Source organism: Bdellovibrio sp. HM001, assembly GCF_055397275.1.
In genome coordinates this window covers 799959-819631 of record NZ_AP029174.1, presented here as the reverse complement: position 1 = coordinate 819631, position 19673 = coordinate 799959, and the positions used below count along the sequence as shown (strand labels likewise).

The following is a 19673-nucleotide window of genomic DNA, read 5'->3' as shown; positions in this document are numbered from 1 at the left end:
GCCCGGGTTTTTGCCCGGGCTTTTCAACAACAACGTATCGCTCTCTATTAAGTCACACTATTTGGCATTGGCCTGCTTCTGCGGGACAAGGGCTTTCCCCTCTTCCAACTGAATCAGATCCAGAAGAACATTCTCCGCTTCCTGAATATCAGGACGCTTCAAGTACTCTTCATTTTTCTTCGCCTTACTAGCGGTCTTTTTAGCTTTTTCTTTCTTTTCTTTTTCGTTCTTATCTTTAAGAACTTCGCTGACGCGGATGACTTTACCGCGGGATTTTGCCTTATTCAGCTCATCAACAATCTTTTTGAATTCATCGTTCTTCGCGACGCGCTCAGAAGATCTTTCACGCAAAGACTTCAGCCACTCCGGCTTGATCTCTTTCCAAGCCCCTGGGCCTTCTTTCACGTAAGCATCCGGAGACAGGAAGGACTCGATTGTTTTTGGCGGCAAAGAGTAGTCCATGTACTTTTCACCGATATCATCCGTGCTGAACGGACCAGGCAGAACCACGTCGGCATCCACACCACGGTGTTGAGTGGATTTACCACCCGGGATGAAGAACATGCCCACTGTTACTTTGATCGCCCCCAGATTGTTCGGGATTGGAAGAACAGATTGAACGCTGCCTTTACCATAAGTGTGGTCACCACCAACGATCACCGCACGCTTGTAATCCTGCAAAGTACCGGACACGATCTCAGAGGCTGAAGCTGATATACGGCTGGTCAGTACAACCAGTGGGCCTGCCCAATCCACCATGGGATCTGTATCACGCAAAGCCGATTCGGCGCGGCCTTCGTTTTTAGAAGACTGCTTCACCACGTTACCAGTCTGGAAGAACAAACCGGCGATTTTCACCGCGTCTTCAAGAGAACCACCACCGTTATTGGAAAGATCCAACACCAGGCCGTCCACTTTCTTTTCGTTGGCTTCCTTGATCAGTTTCTTCATGTCAGCCGCGGAAGATCTGCCACCACGGCGGGAGTCAGCATAGAAAGATGGGAAGTTGATGATACCCACTTTCTTCTTCTGACCGTTGATTTCACGATCCTGATAAATGATGGAAGCTGCTTCGTCTTCCAAGTTCACTTTTTCACGAGTCAAAGTAACGTCGAAACGCTTCTTCCCCTCGCCGGATTTTCTCAAGATGGTCAGGCGAACCTTTGTGCCTTTGTTCCCGCGGATTTTTTTAACAACGTCTTTCAAATCCTGATCGATCACGTTTTCCATAGGTCCTTTTTCCTGACCTACAGCAATGATCTTGTCTTGTGGCTCAATCAAACCGGATTTCGCTGCAGCTCCACCTGGAACCAGTTGTTCCACCACTGTGAAACCATCCTGAGAGGAAAGAGTCGCCCCGATACCTTCCAAGGACAAACGCATCTGGATTTCAAAGTCTTCCAAAACGTCACGCGAGAAGAAGCTGGAGTGCGGATCCAAAGCACGAGCGAAAGAGTCCAGATAACCAGAGTACAGGTCATCCTGGGTTGTCTCTTGCGTTCTCTTCACCGCGCGTTCGTAGTTTTTGATCACATTCTTTTTGGCTTCATCCATTTTCATGTCTGTTGCCATGTAGTTCCCGATCTGGAACTGAATGTATTTTTTCAGGTATTCGTTGGCTTCGTTGGCGTCTTTCGGCCAGGCCTTTTTTTCCGGATCAAAAACAAATTCTGTTTTTTCATCAAACTTGAAGTCTTTGCCCAGATACTTTTTTGCAAACTCAGCACGGTCTTTCACTCGCTCCAGAACGATCTTTTGTGCTTGATCAAGGAAAGAACAGTCACGATTCTTTGTTTTTTCAAAAACATTCCCGGCCGCTTTTCGAATTGCATCCACATCAGCCTGGGTCATATAGATTTTTGAAGGATCAAGTCTTTTCAGGTATTGCTCAACAACGCGATTCTGAAGATCTGTATCTCGATTCGTGTACTTAACGTGATTCGCCAAAAAGCCTTGTTCAATGACTGTCAGATAGCGGCACTCTAGGCCCTCTTTAAGTTGTGCGGAGGCCAGTGAAGACACTGCCAATGAACCAGCAACAACCAAACCTCTAATGCCTTTCGAGAATGAACTCATGATGATCCTTCCGTGACTCCCCGAACGGGAGCAATCCTAATTGCATTAGATTATCAAAGATTTAGCAGAGAGCATTCAATTTATGAAGCTCGTCATAAATTAGGACGTAGAAAGGATTCTTAAGACTTTCGTCGATCTTCTTCAAAGAAAGACAGTTGTGAGAGGTTGTCCACTTTGTCACCACGAAGCCCGCTCAATTTGACTTCGTGCTTAATAAAGCTTCCGTGTTGAGTCTCGATCATGAAGAAGGACATCTCCGGATACCTAGCCTTTAGTCGGGTCATTTCCTCGACGATCAGCTGGATATTCTTGGGATCGTCATCAGACATCCCGAATCGATGGTGGGCATTGTAACCATAAGTTTCAATGGCCTGCTCAACACTGGCGCGAATAGCCCGTTGCTTCAACTCCGCTGTACCTGCTTTGAAGTCCGAATCACCCAGCAAGACCCGCGTTTCTTTGTGGCTCACCGGATAAACGCTGAGATAGTTGGGCTCTAGCGGCAAAACTTTATTCTGCACAAAGACGCGGATGCCATCCTTGAGGGTTTCCGGGTGATGACCACGGGCTGTGATCACGGAAAGTGGACGCTGATTGAAGGCGGCGTGGTAAAAACATTCCCAGGAAGGTCCCTTCCACTGGAAGTCCGGAAAACCCAAGGCCGCAGCAACGTCTTGAACAAAAATCTGCTTCCTGCCGTTCATTTTTTCCAGCTCATCCAAGTGGACATCGCGGAAATTTCTAAAGGTGCCAGTCGCATCACAGAAATCAATTTCGTAATCGGCAAAAGGACCGGATTCACCAATGGATTGGTGATACTGGGCAAAGTCCCCACTGGAGATTTGCACTTCAGAACGATCTTTCTTATGGAATAAAATCAAAGGCGTGGTCAGGAACGCAATATTGTCGTCGAAATCGAAGAAATAGAAACTGCGGCCTCCAAGATGGAAGTTTCTATCCTTCTCTTTGGGGCGATTAATCCCCAGTTCCAATTGTCCCTTCAGGGGACTGTCACTCATACCGACCGTTCCTTCCAAGTTTTTCAAGCTAAACAGTGGGTTGAATTTACCAAATAAAAAAGGCCCCGAAAAGGGGCCTGAACAAATTACTTCTTCGCCTTGCGAGTGACTACTTTTTTGACACCCAAGGCTTCGGCTTTCTCTTTCGCCGTGGCCGCTTTCTTCAAAGCCGGCTTTTTAGGAGCCGCTTTTTCACCAGCCGCCTTGGCAACCTTGGCTTTCGGGGCGGCTTTTGCCTTCCCTTTACCTTTGCCCTTTGCCGGGCCCTTTTCATTAATCAAGGCCACGGCCTGTTCCAAAGTGACCGTGTCGGGAGTTGACCCTTCCGGCAATGAAACATTGACCTTACCAGATTTGATGTACGGACCATAAGGACCGTTGAAGACCTGAATCGCATCACCCGTTTCCGGATGCGCACCCAGCTCTTTCAGTGGAGCCGCACGGCCACGTCCTTTTTTCGGTTGCGCCAGCATCTCCAGAGCTTTTTCCAAAGTGATGTTGAAGATGCTTTCACCCTTAGGAATCGAACGATAATCCCCGTCATGAACCACGAATGGACCAAAACGACCCAAGCCTGCTTTGATTTCTTTGCCTGTGCCTGGATGAGTTCCCAAGGTCTTTGGCAATGAAAGAAGGCTTAATGCCATCGCCAGATCCACTTGTTCTGGCTGAGTGCCCGGAGGCAATGACGCACGTTTAGGTTTGTCATCTTCCGGAGTCACATCCCCCAATTGCACATAAGGTCCATAGCGGCCATTTAAGACATACACCGGCAAGTCAGTCTCTGGATCATTGCCCAATGAATCTGCGCCGTTAATTTTTTGATCAATCAGTTTTTCTGCGATTTCCGGAGTGATATCCGCCGGAGACTCATTATCCGGCAAAGATGCGCTCACATCTTCGCCATCACGCTGAGTTGTCACATAAGCACCGTAACGACCCACGTGGAACTTGTATTTGTCCATGCCTTCCAGGGTCATGGTACGAGCTTCATTCGGATCAATCTTGTCACCCTGACTGTCCACCAAGGCACGAAGACCTTTCGGCCCTTTGTAAATGGAGGCCAAGTAGCTTTCCCAGTCCAATTCGCCATCAGCGATGTTATCCAGGCTTTGTTCCATTTCAGAAGTGAAGCCCAGATCCACGTACTGAGACAGATACTGACTGAGCAACTTGGAAACAATCATCGCCGTGAATGTCGGCACCAGCGCCGTTCCGTTCTTACGAACATAGCCACGATCAATGATGGTCCCGATGACAGACGCGTACGTGGAAGGACGGCCGATGCCTTCTTTTTCCATTGTCTGAACAAGACTGGCCTCGGTGTATCGAGCCGGTGGTTTGGTTTCGTGGGATGTTGGGTCGAGTTTCGCACATTTCACAGCGTCTTTAACTTTCAACGCTGGTAAACGAACTTCGCGTTCTGCCAAATCCGCTTCTGGATCATCACTGCCTTCCACGTAAGCTCGCAAGAAGCCCGGGAATTCAATCGTCATACCGGAAGCCCCAAACAGCGCATCACCCACAGTGATCTTCGCGCTGACTTGTTTCTGACGAGCATCCACCATCTGAGAAGCGATAGTGCGCTTCCAGATCAAATCATACAAACGGAACTGAGTGCCAGTCAGACCTGTTTCATCCGGATCCATAAACTGGTTGCCGGCAGGACGGATCGCTTCGTGGGCCTCTTGGGCACCTTTGACTTTTTTGGCTGCGTAATTGCGCGGCTGCGGAGTCAGATACTCTTTCCCGTATTTGCTTTGGATGCACTCGCGGGACGCAGTAATAGCCTCGTTGGACAGGAAGGTGGAGTCCGTACGCATATAGGTGATGAAACCTTGTTCGTACAATTTCTGCGCAACCTGCATGGTTTCGCGGGAACTCAATCCCAGCTTTCTATTGGCTTCCTGTTGCAAAGTAGAAGTGATAAACGGAGGTGCGGGTTTACGGAAGGTCGGTTTTTCTTCGACATCTGTCACCTGCCAGTTGCCGGATTTCAAATCCATGGACAACTTGCCAGCCGTTTTTTCATCCAGCACCAGAACGTCTTTACCCGCGGTCAACTGACCAGTCAGACCGTCAAAATCCTTCCCTGTCGCCACACGCTGATTTTTGTATTGTTGCAGGCGGGATTCGAAGTTCACCCCGTCTTTGCTGAGTTCCGCCAGCACGCCCCAGTAAGAGGACTTTTTAAAGCGCACACGCTCTAGTTCCCTTTCCACAATCAGGCGAACCGCCACGGACTGAACACGGCCGGCGGAAAGACCGTAAGCTACTTTTTTCCAAAGCAGCGGAGAAATCGTATAACCCACCAAACGATCCAGCACACGACGAGCCTCTTGGGCGCGCACCAGGTTGAAGTCGATTTCGCGGGTGTCTTTCAAAGCTTTTTGAATCGCGTCCTTGGTGATCTCATGGAACACCATGCGTTTGGTTGGAACTTTCGGTTTTAGCACTTCCAACAAGTGCCAGCTGATGGATTCCCCTTCACGGTCTTCATCCGTTGCCAGATACAGCTCTGAGGCTTCTTCAAGTTTGTCTTTGAGATTCTTGACGACTTTGGTTTTGTCCTTGGGGACGCAGTACAGCGGCTCGAAGTTCTTATCGACGTTCACACCCAACTGAGCCCATTTTTCTTTTTTGACCTTCTCAGGGATGTCTTTGGCAGATTGAGGCAAATCGCGGATGTGTCCCATGCAGGATTCCACGACATAATCTTTACCCAAGAACTTACGGATGGTCTTAGCCTTCGTGGGAGACTCCACGATGACTAATTTGATTCCGTCTGATGCGTCGCTTTTTTTTGCCATGACTTTAAGCCCTTCGTCTAGGGGCCGTCATCAAGATGAGAAGCTGTAGCGGCCCCTATATAATAGACAAAACATGAAGGTGAAAGCGTCCTGGCGCAAGTCTAAACTTTGACGAGCCATATCAACTTAGACCTTGGCTCGATGTCCGGCTATACTGCAAGGATGAAAAATGCCTCTGAATTTTCCAGCCCTTTGCGCTTTCTGCTGACTGATATCGATGACACTCTGACTGACGAAGGACAGTTAGGTCCAGAGGCTTACGAAGCCCTGTGGGCTCTTCATCGTGCCGGCATTCACGTCATCCCCGTCACCGGACGGCCTGCCGGATGGTGTGAAATGATCGCCCGCGTCTGGCCGGTCAGTGGTATTGTCGGTGAAAACGGTGGCTTTTATTTCCGCTATCACAACAAAACCATGCATCGCCATTTCTTCTTTGATGAAAAAACTCAAAAAGAAAATCGCACAAAACTTCAGCAACTTGAAAAAGAAATTCTGCGGAAGGTTCCCGGCTGCGATCTGGCCAGCGATCAGTTCTGCCGATTGATGGATTTGGCCATCGACTTCTGCGAAGACGTCCCTGCCCTGCCGAAATCCGAGGTGCAAAAGATCGTGGACATCTTCCATCAGCATGGAGCCCAAGCCAAAGTCAGCTCCATTCACGTCAACGGCTGGTTCGGAAGCTATGACAAACTGACCATGTCTTTAAGATTTCTGGAAAAAGAATTCGGCGTGACGGCGGAAGACGCTAAAAGAGTTTGCGGCTTCTCGGGCGATTCCCCGAATGATGAACCGATGTTCACTTATTTCCCGCACAGCTTCGCCGTGGCCAACATTCAAAACTTCATCGATCAGATAAAAAACAAACCCACCTATGTCTCTAAGCGACGAGGTGGGTTGGGTTTCACTGAAATTGCCAAAGCAATTTTAGAAAGTCATACGCAGGCCTAAGACGCCTCCGTCTGCCAAAGGCATAAAGCCAGGCTCAAAGGTGATTTCACCTTCACTGGCCGGCAGGCGGGATTTCAGTTCACGATAACGGCGGTTCAACTCCGGTGGAGCCGCCCACACATCGACGATCTCCCAGATACGGAAGCCGATAAAAGAAAAGGCCCCGATCCAGATCAAGCCCCCATTGCCATTGCAGTTGTCAGAGTGCCATGAGCTCATGCAGCTGCCCAAACCAGCAATAAGAACTGCCAAAGAACCCGCCTCACCCACCGTGAAGATCCAGCCTTTTTCTGTGTAACGCCCCTGAATGGCATGTCCAATACCAAAACCCAAAGGATAAGTGCCCAGAATTCCGCCAACCACATAACGAGTTTTAGAAATCTCACCGCGCGCCAGAATCTCGCGATCGCGCTCGCTCAACGATGCATAGGAAATTCCATCGGACTTGCTGACATCCAGAGAAGACTCCGCCGCCCCGGCCGCCATCACTGCCTCTTTGGTGGCTTTCTTTTCAAATGTCATCCCGGCCTGAACCTTGCCCGCCACAACTTTCACCAGGGCCTTCTTGCCTCCGCTGGAAATCTTGGTGATTTCCCCCTCCCCCGCCGTATCCAGCTTGGAATTTAGAAAATGAACCCGGTCCCCCACCTGCAAGGCGTCCTCTGCACTCAGATGAACGGTGGCCTCTGTGCCTTGAATTTTGATAACGGATTGTGCGAACGAATAAATGGAAGAGAAAAGCAGAGATAAAAATAAAACGAACTTCATAGCCCCTCTAAAAACTTTAAATAAGCATAGGGGGCAAAAGAATAAGCCGCAAATAATTACCCACAGGTACGGACTTACTTCTGGTAGCAACAGCGCGCAAGTCCGTCCCTTTGGGGTTTAGCGAAGCTCCACTTTACCCTCTTTAGAAAAGGGAATTCTAAAGAACGAGAGCTTAGCGTCGCCTTCGATGCGATAGCTCACTTCACGAGCCATCAGGATGCTGCCGATATTGCCAAGAACCGCTGAATACTTCACAGGCAACGGAACCTCGACCTTCGCCGATTGCTTCGCTGGAACTGTGACAGGTTTTTCAGTCTTTGCTTCCGTCAGCTCTTTACCGGACAAGAAGACCTTGTAGGTGATCTCATCAACGTTAATGTCGCGTTCGTTGGGATTCTCAACGTCGATCACAAACACCAACGTCGTCCCCACCAAATCCGCGTCTTTGACATAGACCTCGTGCAGTTGGACTTTGGGTTCTTCTTTATAACCCAGCAGGCTGGCACATCCCAGCCCACTGACCAACATCCACACAGACAATACAACCGCAATAACGGACTTCATCTAGGCACCCGCAAAGCTCAGGGACTTCACCAACACATCCGGGCAGATAAAGGAGCTGCCTGGTTTGTTGTATTCATTCCCCAAAGCTTCGATATCACGAAGCAGGTCCAAGACATTTCCGGACATGACAAACTGATCTATTGGTCCCACCTTCTGTCCGTTTTCATACAAGAAACCTTCCGCTGGCATCGAGAAATCCCCGGTGGATTCTTTAAAGCCCGCATGCAGTCCGCCGGAAAACTCCGTCAGATAGACAACCTTGTCATGAGAAGACAACAGCTGTTGCAGGGATTTTTCGCCTTTTGCCACCACCAAATTCGTCGGCCCAATCGCCTGCTGAGAAGCCGGACTGCGACGAGCATGCGCTGTGTGCGGAATATTCATCTTCTTCGCGTATTCCAAATTAGACAGGAAGTTTTTCAAAACCCCTTTTTCAAACAAAACCGTTTTCTGTGAAGCAGCCCCTTCATCATCAAACGGACGCACGGCTGTACCACGAGTTTCAAAAGGATCATCCACAAGCTCAAATTTTTCGCTGGCAATTTTCTGACCCAGTTTCCCCTTGAACAAGGACTTCCCTTCATGAACTTCCTTTGCAGAGAAGTACTGATAAATCATCTGCAAGACCATCGGGAACTCATCCCGGCTGATCACAACCGCATAGTTGCCGGTCGCCAGCTTTTGCGCGCCCAAACGTGAAACCGCCTTATCGACGCCTTCATGCGCCACTTTCTCGGCATTGATGTCCTCAAAGCTGCGGGCAAAGAAACCTTCGCCGCCCATTTTTGAGCTTTCGCCCTCTTTCGCCAATGGATAAGCATAGCCGGAATAATAACTTTGCTTGAATTCCTGATCCAGGCCTTCCGAATTCAGAATCCGCTTGAAGCTGATGTTTTCACTGAAACCAGAATAAGGAACTGCTGTGATACGCGCATCTTTTTCCAGACATTTTTCTTCCAACAAGCGCGCAACTTCCAATTTTTTGTCCATCGCCACTTGTTCTGTCTTAAACAGATCATTCATCGCTTTCACAGTCTGAGGCTTCACCAGCTCGACCACCGCCGTGTCACCACTTTGCACGGTCTTGGCATTATTTAAAGCCTCCACATAGGTTCGCAACAAAGAGTCCTCGGAAAGGTTCTCGGTGTAGGCATAACCCTGACTGGCCCCCAGGACCACACGCAAACCCGCCATCTGGGATTGCGTGGACTCGAAAGATTCCAGTTTCTTTTTAGAATAACCAATACTCAGACTTTCACCGCCAGAGATCAGCATTTCAACTTTCGCGCCGTCTTGGCGGGCCTTTTCAACGATTGTCTGGAAGGTTGATTTAACTGTATCCATTACTTTGCTCTCCCCCCAACCATCAGGCTGGAAACAAGAATTTGCGGCTGACCCACGGCTGCCGGGATAGAACCACTAACTGATCCGCACATTCCGCGCGCCAGCTTCAAGTCATCAGACACTTTGGTGATTTTTCCCAAAGTATCAATTCCACGACCAATCAGGCAGGCGCCCTTCACAGGCTCCTCAATACGGCCATTGCGAATGATGTAGGCTTCACCGACCTGGAAGTTGTAATCTCCCGTTCCCGGATTCACAGAGCCACCACCCATCTTTTTGGCATAAAGGCCATAATCCACATCGCGGATCATGTCCTCGAACTTATCCTTGCCGGCGGCAATATAGGTGTTACGCATACGGGACGCCGGAGCATACTTGTAAGACTGGCGACGACCACTGCCCGTGATATCGTAACCGGTCTGGCGCGCACCCATCTCATCGACGATGTAGGACTTCAAAACGCCGTTTTCAATCAGCGTCGTCTTTTTGGTCTTATTGCCCTCGTCATCCATGTTCAAAGAGCCCCAACCATTTTCAATCGTTCCATCATCAATCGCCGTCACGCTTTCATGCGCAATTTTCTGCCCCAGCTTTCCGCAGAACACAGAAGCATCCTTGGCAACAGAAGTCGTTTCAAGACCATGGCCGCAGGCTTCATGGAAGATCACCCCACCAAAGGCATTGTCAATCACCACCGGCATTTCACCCGCAGGCGCATAAGCCGCAGTCGTCAACATCATGGCGCGATCCACGGACTGCTCGGCCAAAGATTTCAGATCCACCTGATCATAGATCTCCGAAGTTCCCATGTGGCCTTCGTCTTCAGAAGCGCTTTCTTTCACGCCATTATTTTCAACAAAGGTCTGCATGCGAATGCGGGTGTAAGCGCGTTCATCATAAGCCATCAATCCGCGCGAGTTGGCGATTTGCACGCGCTGGAATTTTTCGTTCAGCCCCGCTTCGACCTGAGTCACTGCCGAGTTGCGCGCCCGAGACACCTGGTCGATCGTGTTCAACCAGCGGAACTTGCGGTCACGGTTCATCTCCCACGGTTTTTCACCATAGGTGTGGATCGTATCAAAAGGCACCTGCATCAAAGGCATCGATTTGGATGCAGCTCCCGAACCGCGGCTTTGAGCCGCATTCAACGCCGCCTTCACCAGGCCTGTTTCAGAAAGATCATTGGTCGTCACATAGACGATCTCATGACCAAAGAACAGACGAATGCCCGCCCCATAAAGCTGACCTACGATGGCCTGCTCGGGCTTGGAATTCAGAACACTCAATTGAGAGGAATAAGTATCTTCCAAAAAGATATCAGCGAAATCAGCCCCTGTACTCAAAGCTGCATCCAGAGCTTTTGTCAGGATATGAGGTTGAACGATCATGAGGACCTCCTTAAGAACCTCAAGAGTATCCTACCTGAGTTCTCCTCCAAAGCGAAAAACCCCACAGGTCGTGCCGACACGCCCCAGAGTATCGCCAGATGGATCTTTTCATTTGGGAACTTATGGAACAGGGTTTGAAGACTCCCTGCGCAGGAGTAACGAATGAACTCTCAACTCAAATTAAACCCCTTCCAATGTCGAGCCCTTTGACAAGGTGACGACTATTGCCGGCAAGGCTCGAGAATTTGAGGAATTGTAAGGAATTTGTATGAACGTGATAACATTGATTCTGTCCGCCGTGATGCTGTCAACTTCCGCCACTGCCAGCACTCAACCATCTTTAAGCGAACCTCAAGAAGCACTTCTTGTAGAGATCAAAGCAAAAACCATCGACCTGGTGGAAAAACAAAAAAGCGAGGCCGAGAAGCTGCGCCGATGTTTTGCATTCCCTAACTTGTGCGACGAAAAGATTAAAGCCAAGCTTCCTCTGATTCGCGCCGCCATTAAACAGAAGTCCGAGGAATATCGCCTGCTGGTGGGGCTTGCGAATGGCCAAAGCATCGCAGGACAGGGCATTTACTCCACCAACACCTCGGCCAGACTGGGCATGACTTTGCCCTATGTTCACTACGAAAAAAGATTCGATCAGGACCAGACCGAGCTGAAGTTACTGCGTAGCCTTTATAAGGAAGACTATCAGGCTATCGCTGACAAGGCCGCCTTAAAATATCAGGACGTTCCAAAAAGCCCTCGCTTTGATCCGACAGGATACGCCATTGAAAACGAGCTGAAACAAGCGGCGGAGTTTTATCGCATGCAGGCTCTGCTGATCATCCACCAGGTGCCGTTTGTGATTTATCTTCCCAATGACAAACCGACGGATCAGCAAGTCGCAACAGCCTTGGGAAAATATATCGAACGGGTGCAAAAAACCCTGGGCGAGCTTTACGACACAGAGAAAAATCCTCTGATAAGCTTCCTGGTCTATGAACCCATTGTTGCCAGTGTTGTGGCCGGAAATCCGGTCAAACAACGTATGGTTCAACTGATGCTGGTAGATCAGAAACACTCCGTGGGTCTGAAAGCCTGGATCGAAAGAAATTCTCCAAGCATCAAATTGGCGGCGTTTTCAACTTGCTCTTTGGTCGCTGCGGTCTTGCAGGCATGGCCGGTGTCCTTGGCCTGTGGTGGAACCGTCACTGCGATCACAGGAAAACAGCTTTACGATGACTATCATAAAATGAAAGACAATTTTGCCTTGTGGCTGACAGGGGCGCAAAGCCATGCGGCAGTGAAAAACGCCGAAGCACGCGTGCTGTACTCTACCCTGGCCTTGTTCTTTGCCGGACAATCCGTGGGTAACACCATCGTGGCCATTGAAACCAGTCTGGTGACGACTCTCAGCACGCTGCCGTCTGTGGCCGCCGCTCGCTTCACCAGCTTGACGGCTTTACGTGAAGGAGGCATCCGCTTTGCCTCAAGAACCATTGAGATGAAAGGAAAAGACCTGGGTGCCAGTTTGTTTGCCGCGTCCTATTCGAATGTGACTGACAAGGATCTGCACACATCTCGAGAAGACCGCATCTTTACTTACAAGGATCTTCTCCTGTTGCAACAAACTGCCCAGCAGCAGCCGTAGTCTTTTCTGAATCGATTTGAAAACAAAAAAAGCGCCCTTTCGGGGCGCTTTTTTCTTGGCAAAAACTACTTACGGATTTTTGCTTTGTACATACGTTTCTTGGTCAAGATACGTTTTTTTCTGTGACGGATACCTTTTCTGGATTTTCCTTTAGCTGCCATTTTAGTTCTCCTTATTATTTTTTATTAGTCGGAACGTTCATCAAAGCTGCAAACGGATTGTTGAACGGATTTGCAGGCTTCATCGGCGCCTGAGCAGGTTTTCCTGCCGGAGGACGCTGACCCTGACCCATTGGGCGGGAAGCCCCACGGTTTTCAGGACGACGTTCCCCACGTGGCGCAGTCGCCTCTGGTGCATCATCCATTTTCATGGTCAATGAAATCTGGTTCTTAACAACATCCACCTTCAAAACCTTCACTGTCACATGGTCACCCGGATTCACCACCTTACGAGGATCATCCACGAATTTGTGCGACAATGCAGAGATATGCACCAGACCATCCTGGTGAACACCGATATCCACAAACGCACCGAAGTTGGTTACGTTCGTCACGATACCCGGGCAGATCATGCCCTCTTTCAGGTCTTTTACTTCCATGATGTCATCACGGAACTGGAACACTTTGAACGGATCACGCGGATCGCGGCCTGGTTTTTCCAATTCTTTGACGATGTCGTCAAATGTGAACTCACCGACCAGTTGTGCCCATTTGGTTCTTTGCGCCATCAACTTCTTCGCGCCTTCGCCGATGATTTCAGACAAAGAAACACCAAGGTCCTTCGCCATATCTGTCACGGCCTGATAGCGCTCAGGGTGAATACCTGTGGAATCCAAAACCTGTTTGCTTTGTGGGATTCTCAAGAACCCTGCAGCTTGTTCGAAAACTTTTGCAGAGAACTTAGGAACTTTCAAAAGATCAGAACGGTCGTTGAACAAGGCCTTCTTACGAGCCTCAACAATACCTTTCGCCAAAGCAGGACCAATACCCGCCACGTGCGACAGCAACGCCGCCGAAGCTGTGTTCACGTCAACACCCACGTTATTCACGCAGGACTCAACCACTGCTTCCAGGGATTTTTTCAACTGGGACTGATTCACATCGTGCTGGTACTGACCCACACCGATGGATTTCGGATCGACTTTAACAAGTTCAGCCAATGGGTCCTGCAAACGGCGCGCGATAGAGATCGCCCCTTTGACAGTCACATCCAGATCCGGGAACTCTTCACGAGCCACTTCAGACGCTGAGTACACAGAAGCTCCGGACTCAGACACCATCACTACCGGGATGTTTTTGCCCAGGTCTTTCAAAACTTTGCGCAGGAAGGCTTCAGTTTCACGACCGGCAGTTCCGTTACCGACAGCAATCGCTTCGATCTGGATCTGTTTCATCACGTCGCCGAACAAAACTTTCGCTTTACGTTCAGCATCGTCACCCAAAGTGTATAGAACGGTGTGAGAAATGAACGCACCAGATTTATCGATCAGGGCCACTTTACAGCCTGTTCTCAAACCAGGGTCCACGCCCAGAACACACTTCGGTCCGTACGGGGAAGCCAACAAAAGCTTACGCACGTTTTCTGCAAAGACCGTGATCGCATCCTGGTCCGCTTTTTCTTTCAACTGACGGTGAACTTCATTCACAACAGAAGGAAGAACGTAAACATTCAAAGCCAGACGAGCACACTGTTTCAGGTAATCGCCGATCGCATTATCCGGAGTGGATGTCGCGAAGTTTTCGTAAGATTTCAAGATGGCTTCATCGTCGCCTTTAACGTCAACGGTCAGCTCTTCTTCCTGCCAGCCACGTCTCATCGCCAGATAGCGGTGATTGTTTTTCGCATCCATCAGGTTTTTAACCGGCTCTTCAAATTCCTTGTACATTTCGTACTTGGAGTTTGCTTTGTAGCCCTTGGCTGCCTTGGCAATCACACGACCGCTGTCGTTATAGTTTTTCGCAACCATCGCACGAAGATCCGCATCATTGGCAATTTTCTCGACAATGATATCCTGCGCGCCTTTAAGCGCCTCTTCGTAGGTGTTGATTTTTGCAGTTGGATTGAGGAAGTTTTTCGCCTTCATTTCCATCGTCTGATCGTCTTTGATCAGGCCGTGGCCCATTTCCCAGATCCAGTTTGCCAAAGGTTCCAAGCCCGCTTCGCGCGCGATGGTCGCTTTGGTTTTCTTTTTCTTTTTGAATGGTTTGTAGATTTCTTCCAACTCCCCCAGATCCCAGGAAAGCTCGATGCGCTTCTGGATTTCCGCCGTCAGGTTGTTTTGTTCGCCGATTTCTTTAATCAGGAACGCCTTACGCTTGACGATTTCGTTGTAAGTTTCGTGACCTTCGATCACAGCGCGGATCTGAACCTCGTCCAGATTGCCTGTTTTCTCTTTACGGTAACGCGCGATAAACGGAACGGTCGCTCCTTCTGCCGCTAGTTCGATCACAGCCTGTGCTGACTTAACGGGAACGGTTGGAGCAATGCGAGCCAAATAACTCTGAAGAGCCTGATCCATAGAACCTCTAGATTTAATTGGAAATGTTAGAAGATATTAAATCGGTATTATTTATGACGGAATTGGATCAAGCCATGAGATGGGTCGTAAGGAGAAACCCCTACGCTCACACGGTCGCCCACAACCACACGGATATTAAAGCGTCTCATTTTTCCGCAAAGCTTTGCGTTAATGATAACTTTATTATCAAGTTCAATTTTGTATAGACCACCCGCCAGGGCGTCGATCACTTTTCCGTCAATTTGTACCAAATCGTCTTTTGCCATGCAGATAAATTTCTAGGTCAGTTTCCGGGGCCTTGCAATACTTTTCTGCCCGTCGCACCCCGAAACATGAGTTTTGGACTTACTTAAGACAGTTTTCTATTGCTGATCAGCATGCGTTTTCCATCCTCAAAAAGGACTTCCAAACGGTCATATTCATTGGAAAGGATAAAGCCCCAACCAAAGATTTTATGCTGAATCGGAGTCTTTGCCTCAAATTGACCCGAAATGCTGTAGGAAGGGGCTTTCATGGCCTTGTACTTCTCGTGAAGCTCATGCCATTTCACCTGGTCTTCAGACAGGCCGGTCTTATCAATTTTGACTTTCTTTTCTTTTTTAGGAGCTTCGACAACCTCTTCAACCGGAGCTTCTTCAACCAACTTCAACTTTCTCTCAGGTTTTTCAGCCTTCGGAGCCTTGGCAGCAGGAGTCTTTTCAACCGGTTTTGCAGCTTTCGGAGCAGGCTTGGCTGGAGCAGCGGGCTTGGCCTCTTTTTTTGCCGGTGCCTTCGTTGCTTTCACTTCCTTCACAGGTTTAGCAGGTTTCGCAGCAGGCTTGGCAGGTTTAGCCGCCTTTGCAGGGGCCTTTGCCGGAGCTTTCTTCGCTACAGGCTTCGCTGTCTTCTTTGCCTTTGCCGCAGGTGCTTCCTTTTTCGCAGCCTTTTTCGCCATCTCGTTTCCTCTCCAAAATTAAAGGTGAGAAAGAATCAAAAAGTGTCTATATAAGCAGCTTTATACTATCACCCAGTGTCTTGACATCAAAAAAATAATAGTAAAGTGTTAGCGCGAGGCATCACTATGATTACAGCACAAGTTATTACTGAGCTAAATTCTTCTGACATCAACTTCGTTTCCGGCTCCCTCGATGCCGTGGCATCCAAGGTTCTTCCGCCAGAAAACTGCGACTCTGAAAGCCTGGTTTTTGTTTCAAAACCAGAGCAATTGGCAGCCGCTCTTGCGGCTCGAGCACCGGTCGTCGTGGCTCACAAGTCCCTGGCGCTTCCGCCTGACAGCACATCGACGCTGTTTTCTGCGAACTCTGTCCAACTTGCCATGGCAGCCATCCTGCCTCTGTTTGATGGGAAAATGAATCGCTTCAATCAGACAGAAAAAATCCACCCTACAGCGATCGTTCATCCGACAGCCCACTTAGGGAAGAATGTCTGCCTGGGTCCTTATGTGGTCATTGGCGAGCAGGCCAAGATTGGCGATGGCACAACCATTGGAGCTCACACTGTTGTTGAATCCTTCGCCGAAGTGGGCGACCACAGCCTGCTGCATCCCCACGTGTTTGTCGGCTCACACTGCACCCTGGGCGCCCGCTGCGAGATTCACCCCCACACCACCATCGGTTCCGACGGTTTTTCGTTTGTGATGACCAAAGAAGGACATCAGAAGAAGATCCCACAAATCGGTCGGGTTGTGATCGGGAACGATGTCGAAATGGGCGCTAACTGCGCCGTTGATCGCGCCGCTTTGACGGAAACCCGTATTGGCAATGGCACCAAGATGGACAACTTCTGCCATATCGCCCATAACGTGACCATCGGCGAGAACTGCGTGATTGCCGCCAAGTTCAGCGTGGCTGGCTCTAGCAAAATTGGAAACAACTGCATGTTCGGTGGCGAAGTGGCTGTTTCAGACCATGTGACCATCACGGATCGCGTGATCATCGCTGGACGGGGCGCTGTGACCTTCAATATCACAGAACCCGGCCAATACGGCGGCTATCCATTGGAACCCCTGCGTGATGCTCTTAAAACATTAACCAACAAAACCCACATCACACGCATCCGCAAAGACCTTGCCCGTGTGATCAAACATCTTGGCCTTAAAGAAGATTAACAAGGAGATTCCTCAATGACGTATCAATTCTATAAAATCATGCACTTCATCGGTCTTATGACCTTGTTCTTTGGCCTTGGGGGTCTTCTGGTGGCGAACTATGCTCGCGTGCAGCTGAACAAACAAGCTCGCATCATGTGCTTTGCAACCCACGGTTTGGGTTTGATGCTTTTGCTGGTGGGTGGCTTTGGTATGATGGCCAAACTTGGCATCATGGGCGGCATGCCAGGCTGGCTGTACGGCAAACTTCTGATCTGGGTCCTTTTGGGCGTGGCTGTTTCTTTGATCAAAAGAAAAGGCTACATCGGCTGGCCGATTGCGATTTTGCTTTTGGTTCTGGGAACCACGGCAGCGATCTTCGCAATCAACAAGCCTTTCTAAAGATATCACAACCGACAAAAAACAAAAAACCGAGGTCATAGCCTCGGTTTTTTTTATTTGCAGACCACTTTTGCTTCCACGAAGTATTCCCAGCCGGAATCATCTTCTTCATAAACCAGGCTGGCCGTGCCGTCGTCAGATACCTCCAAAGAAACGAAATACTCTGTACGACTGCCGTAGGCCGAAGTGATTTTAGTGCGACCACCGATGGTGCGATAGACTCGGGTGTTTTCACCCACCCATTCATTTTCGTGGTCGGCACCGGCAAACTTCACAATCGCATAATCGTTATTATCAACCGAAATCTCCAAACGAACCGGAGCCTGTTCTGCCGTCCTGCCTTCACAGACATATGATTTCGCGGCAAAGCTTTCTGCGGAAAACATCAAAACAACTGCACTCACCCAACGTTTCATTTCTATCCCCATAAAAACCGGTTGAAGTCTTACTGAATTGGCTCTGGAAGGTTGCACTGAACCATGTAACCTTCGTTTGTTGTACGCACCCAGTTCACCTGCTGCGCTGAAAACTCCTGAGACGACTCACGCTCGCCGACCTTCAGGTTTTGCAGGAAGATCATGGAACCAGGAACAGAAGCCTCCGGATCGTTTTCGATCAAAAGCTGATACTGAATCAGAGTACTTTCATCACCGAACTGGATCTGGATGAACTTCCCGTATTCCTGATCAATGACGATATTCATCATGTACGCTTCTTTTTCTTTCAACACCACGCCATCGTTTAACAGACGGCATTCCACCTTCTGAACCACTTCATTAGAGGTCAATCCCGCCCAGGCCACACCCGGCAACAAACTCATCAACAGCAAAAAAATCTTCACAAAAATCCCCCTCAGGATTCGGCGGGCGGCCACTTCAAAGCGCCCCCCGGAGAAAATAACTAGAACATTGAGTACTTCAGGAATCGGCATTCAATATTGCCGTTGAACACAAAGTGCTTACGCGTGGATTTCAGCTTCAAATCAGCAATCAGCTCTTTGTTACCGGAAAGAATCCAGGCATCCCAGCCTTTGAATCTATGCTTCAGTGTGAAACCCAGGTCGCGATACACGTCGCGCAGATTATCTTCATCCCCGATACGCGCACCGTATGGAGGATTCACGATGATCAGACCTTTTTCAACCGGTGGCTCCACCGTCGCAACAGATTCTTTCTTGAACTCGATCACTTCATCAACACCCGCACGCTTGGCGTTGTCTTTGGCGTTCATCAAAACGCGCTTGTCGATATCAAAGCCATAGAACTTAAACGGAAGCTCTTCTTTCTCCGCATCCATAGCCTCCTGAACAACCTTTTCCCAGGTGTCTTCTTCATAGTTCAGCCAGTTCTGGAAACCAAAGCGTTTGCGGTTCACACCCGGCGCGATATTCATCGCCATCATCGCAGCTTCAATCAGGAAAGTTCCGGAGCCGCACATGAAATCCACCAGCGGAGTTTGTTTGTCCCATTCGGACAAACACAAAAGACCCGCCGCCAGATTTTCCTTCAAAGGAGCATCGCCCACTTCCTTGCGGTAACCGCGCTTAAACAAGCTGTCACCCGAAGTGTCGATCGCCACATTGAATTGGTTTTTGATCGCGCGAACATGAATGCGCAAAGACGGGTTTTCGTTATCAACATCAGGACGGACACCGAATTTTTCACGGAACTGATCCACGATAGCGTCTTTGACTTTCATCGCAACAAAGCGCTGATCGCGCATTTTGGAATCAGACACGCTGGCATCAATCGAAATTGTCTGTGTCGGCTTAATGTACTTGGTAAAGTCGTGACGAAGAATTTGATTGTACAACTCTTCTGGCTGATAAGCCGTGAAATCCAAAACGGGCTTCAGGATACGGCTGGCAAGGCGGGAGTGAAGGTTGGCTTTGTAGCAGCCTTCCCAATTGCTCTCAAAGAACACTCCACCGATATAACGGTTGGTGACTTTAAGTCCTAGATCTTTCAATTCTTGTTCTAGTGGTTCTACAAGTCCACGGGCTGTGGAGGCAAAAAACTCTGGCATGGGGCAGTCCTTTCTGTTGGTTAAGAAAGCCCAGTCCCTATGCGCTGGGCTTTCCTTACCGCCAGTCAGGACCCCCTGAGGGAATC

At 49.3% G+C, this 19673-nt stretch carries 17 protein-coding genes; 4 read left to right on the top strand and 13 right to left on the bottom strand.

Annotation, left to right across the window (positions count from 1 at the left end):
• Window positions 1-57: 57 nt before the first annotated feature.
• The 3 genes from ACZ5ZZ_RS04035 to topA form a co-directional block, all read right to left on the bottom strand.
• Window positions 58-2076 carry a S41 family peptidase gene (locus tag ACZ5ZZ_RS04035; protein ID WP_464118039.1) on the bottom strand — a complete coding sequence of 673 codons (2019 nt, stop codon included), beginning with the start codon at window positions 2074-2076 and terminating at the stop codon, window positions 58-60.
• Window positions 2077-2195: 119 nt separating this feature from the next.
• Entirely contained in the window at window positions 2196-3095 is a 900-nt protein-coding gene (locus tag ACZ5ZZ_RS04030) for a hypothetical protein (RefSeq protein ID WP_464133630.1), read from the bottom strand.
• Between the two features lie 86 nt (window positions 3096-3181).
• Window positions 3182-5905 carry a type I DNA topoisomerase gene (topA, locus tag ACZ5ZZ_RS04025; RefSeq protein ID WP_464141358.1) on the bottom strand — a complete coding sequence of 908 codons (2724 nt, stop codon included), beginning with the start codon at window positions 5903-5905 and terminating at the stop codon, window positions 3182-3184.
• 162 nt (window positions 5906-6067) lie between these two features.
• Between topA and ACZ5ZZ_RS04020 the strand changes: the two genes are divergently transcribed.
• On the top strand, window positions 6068-6853 hold the full coding sequence (locus ACZ5ZZ_RS04020; protein ID WP_464141356.1) for an HAD family hydrolase: 786 nt from the start codon (window positions 6068-6070) through the stop codon (window positions 6851-6853).
• Here ACZ5ZZ_RS04020 and ACZ5ZZ_RS04015 read toward each other — a convergent pair.
• The 4 genes from ACZ5ZZ_RS04015 to ACZ5ZZ_RS04000 all read right to left on the bottom strand — a co-directional run bounded on the left by ACZ5ZZ_RS04015 (window position 6830) and on the right by ACZ5ZZ_RS04000 (window position 10917).
• Window positions 6830-7621: a hypothetical protein gene (locus ACZ5ZZ_RS04015; RefSeq protein WP_464141353.1), complete on the bottom strand. Its 792-nt coding sequence runs from the start codon at window positions 7619-7621 to the stop codon at window positions 6830-6832. The genes ACZ5ZZ_RS04020 and ACZ5ZZ_RS04015 overlap by 24 nt on opposite strands.
• 117 nt (window positions 7622-7738) lie before the next feature.
• A complete protein-coding gene (locus ACZ5ZZ_RS04010; RefSeq protein ID WP_464133621.1) occupies window positions 7739-8185 on the bottom strand; it encodes an LEA/WHy family protein in 447 nt (148 codons plus the stop codon).
• Entirely contained in the window at window positions 8186-9529 is a 1344-nt protein-coding gene (locus ACZ5ZZ_RS04005) for a TldD/PmbA family protein (RefSeq protein WP_464133618.1), read from the bottom strand.
• Window positions 9529-10917, bottom strand: a complete 1389-nt coding sequence (locus ACZ5ZZ_RS04000; protein WP_464118045.1) for a TldD/PmbA family protein — start codon at window positions 10915-10917, stop codon at window positions 9529-9531. The genes ACZ5ZZ_RS04005 and ACZ5ZZ_RS04000 overlap by 1 nt, the downstream gene beginning before the upstream one ends.
• 268 nt (window positions 10918-11185) lie before the next feature.
• Here ACZ5ZZ_RS04000 and ACZ5ZZ_RS03995 point away from each other — a divergent pair, with 268 nt between their 5' ends.
• On the top strand, window positions 11186-12556 hold the full coding sequence (locus ACZ5ZZ_RS03995; RefSeq protein ID WP_464141351.1) for a hypothetical protein: 1371 nt from the start codon (window positions 11186-11188) through the stop codon (window positions 12554-12556).
• A gap of 175 nt (window positions 12557-12731) precedes the next feature.
• Here the strand turns inward: ACZ5ZZ_RS03995 and ACZ5ZZ_RS03990 are convergent, their stop codons facing one another.
• The 3 genes from ACZ5ZZ_RS03990 to ACZ5ZZ_RS03980 all read right to left on the bottom strand — a co-directional run bounded on the left by ACZ5ZZ_RS03990 (window position 12732) and on the right by ACZ5ZZ_RS03980 (window position 16008).
• Window positions 12732-15074: a helix-hairpin-helix domain-containing protein gene (locus tag ACZ5ZZ_RS03990; protein WP_464141349.1), complete on the bottom strand. Its 2343-nt coding sequence runs from the start codon at window positions 15072-15074 to the stop codon at window positions 12732-12734.
• 47 nt (window positions 15075-15121) lie between these two features.
• Window positions 15122-15340 carry a translation initiation factor IF-1 gene (infA, locus tag ACZ5ZZ_RS03985; protein ID WP_011163494.1) on the bottom strand — a complete coding sequence of 73 codons (219 nt, stop codon included), beginning with the start codon at window positions 15338-15340 and terminating at the stop codon, window positions 15122-15124.
• Window positions 15341-15423: 83 nt separating this feature from the next.
• A complete protein-coding gene (locus tag ACZ5ZZ_RS03980) occupies window positions 15424-16008 on the bottom strand; it encodes a hypothetical protein (protein WP_464133611.1) in 585 nt (194 codons plus the stop codon).
• Between the two features lie 126 nt (window positions 16009-16134).
• Here ACZ5ZZ_RS03980 and lpxD point away from each other — a divergent pair, with 126 nt between their 5' ends.
• Together lpxD and ACZ5ZZ_RS03970 are read left to right on the top strand one after the other, a co-directional pair.
• On the top strand, window positions 16135-17181 hold the full coding sequence (lpxD, locus tag ACZ5ZZ_RS03975; protein WP_464133608.1) for a UDP-3-O-(3-hydroxymyristoyl)glucosamine N-acyltransferase: 1047 nt from the start codon (window positions 16135-16137) through the stop codon (window positions 17179-17181).
• Between the two features lie 15 nt (window positions 17182-17196).
• Entirely contained in the window at window positions 17197-17562 is a 366-nt protein-coding gene (locus tag ACZ5ZZ_RS03970; protein WP_464141347.1) for a hypothetical protein, read from the top strand.
• A gap of 53 nt (window positions 17563-17615) precedes the next feature.
• Here the strand turns inward: ACZ5ZZ_RS03970 and ACZ5ZZ_RS03965 are convergent, their stop codons facing one another.
• The 3 genes from ACZ5ZZ_RS03965 to ACZ5ZZ_RS03955 are packed head-to-tail and all read right to left on the bottom strand — an operon-like array spanning window position 17616 to window position 19587.
• On the bottom strand, window positions 17616-17978 hold the full coding sequence (locus tag ACZ5ZZ_RS03965; protein WP_464118051.1) for a polyketide synthase: 363 nt from the start codon (window positions 17976-17978) through the stop codon (window positions 17616-17618).
• Window positions 17979-18007: 29 nt separating this feature from the next.
• The gene (locus tag ACZ5ZZ_RS03960; protein ID WP_464118052.1) at window positions 18008-18403 is read right to left on the bottom strand and encodes a branched-chain amino acid aminotransferase; all 396 of its coding nucleotides are present in this window, start codon (window positions 18401-18403) and stop codon (window positions 18008-18010) included.
• 59 nt (window positions 18404-18462) lie between these two features.
• Entirely contained in the window at window positions 18463-19587 is a 1125-nt protein-coding gene (locus ACZ5ZZ_RS03955) for a THUMP domain-containing class I SAM-dependent RNA methyltransferase (RefSeq protein ID WP_464118053.1), read from the bottom strand.
• Window positions 19588-19673: the final 86 nt, after the last annotated feature.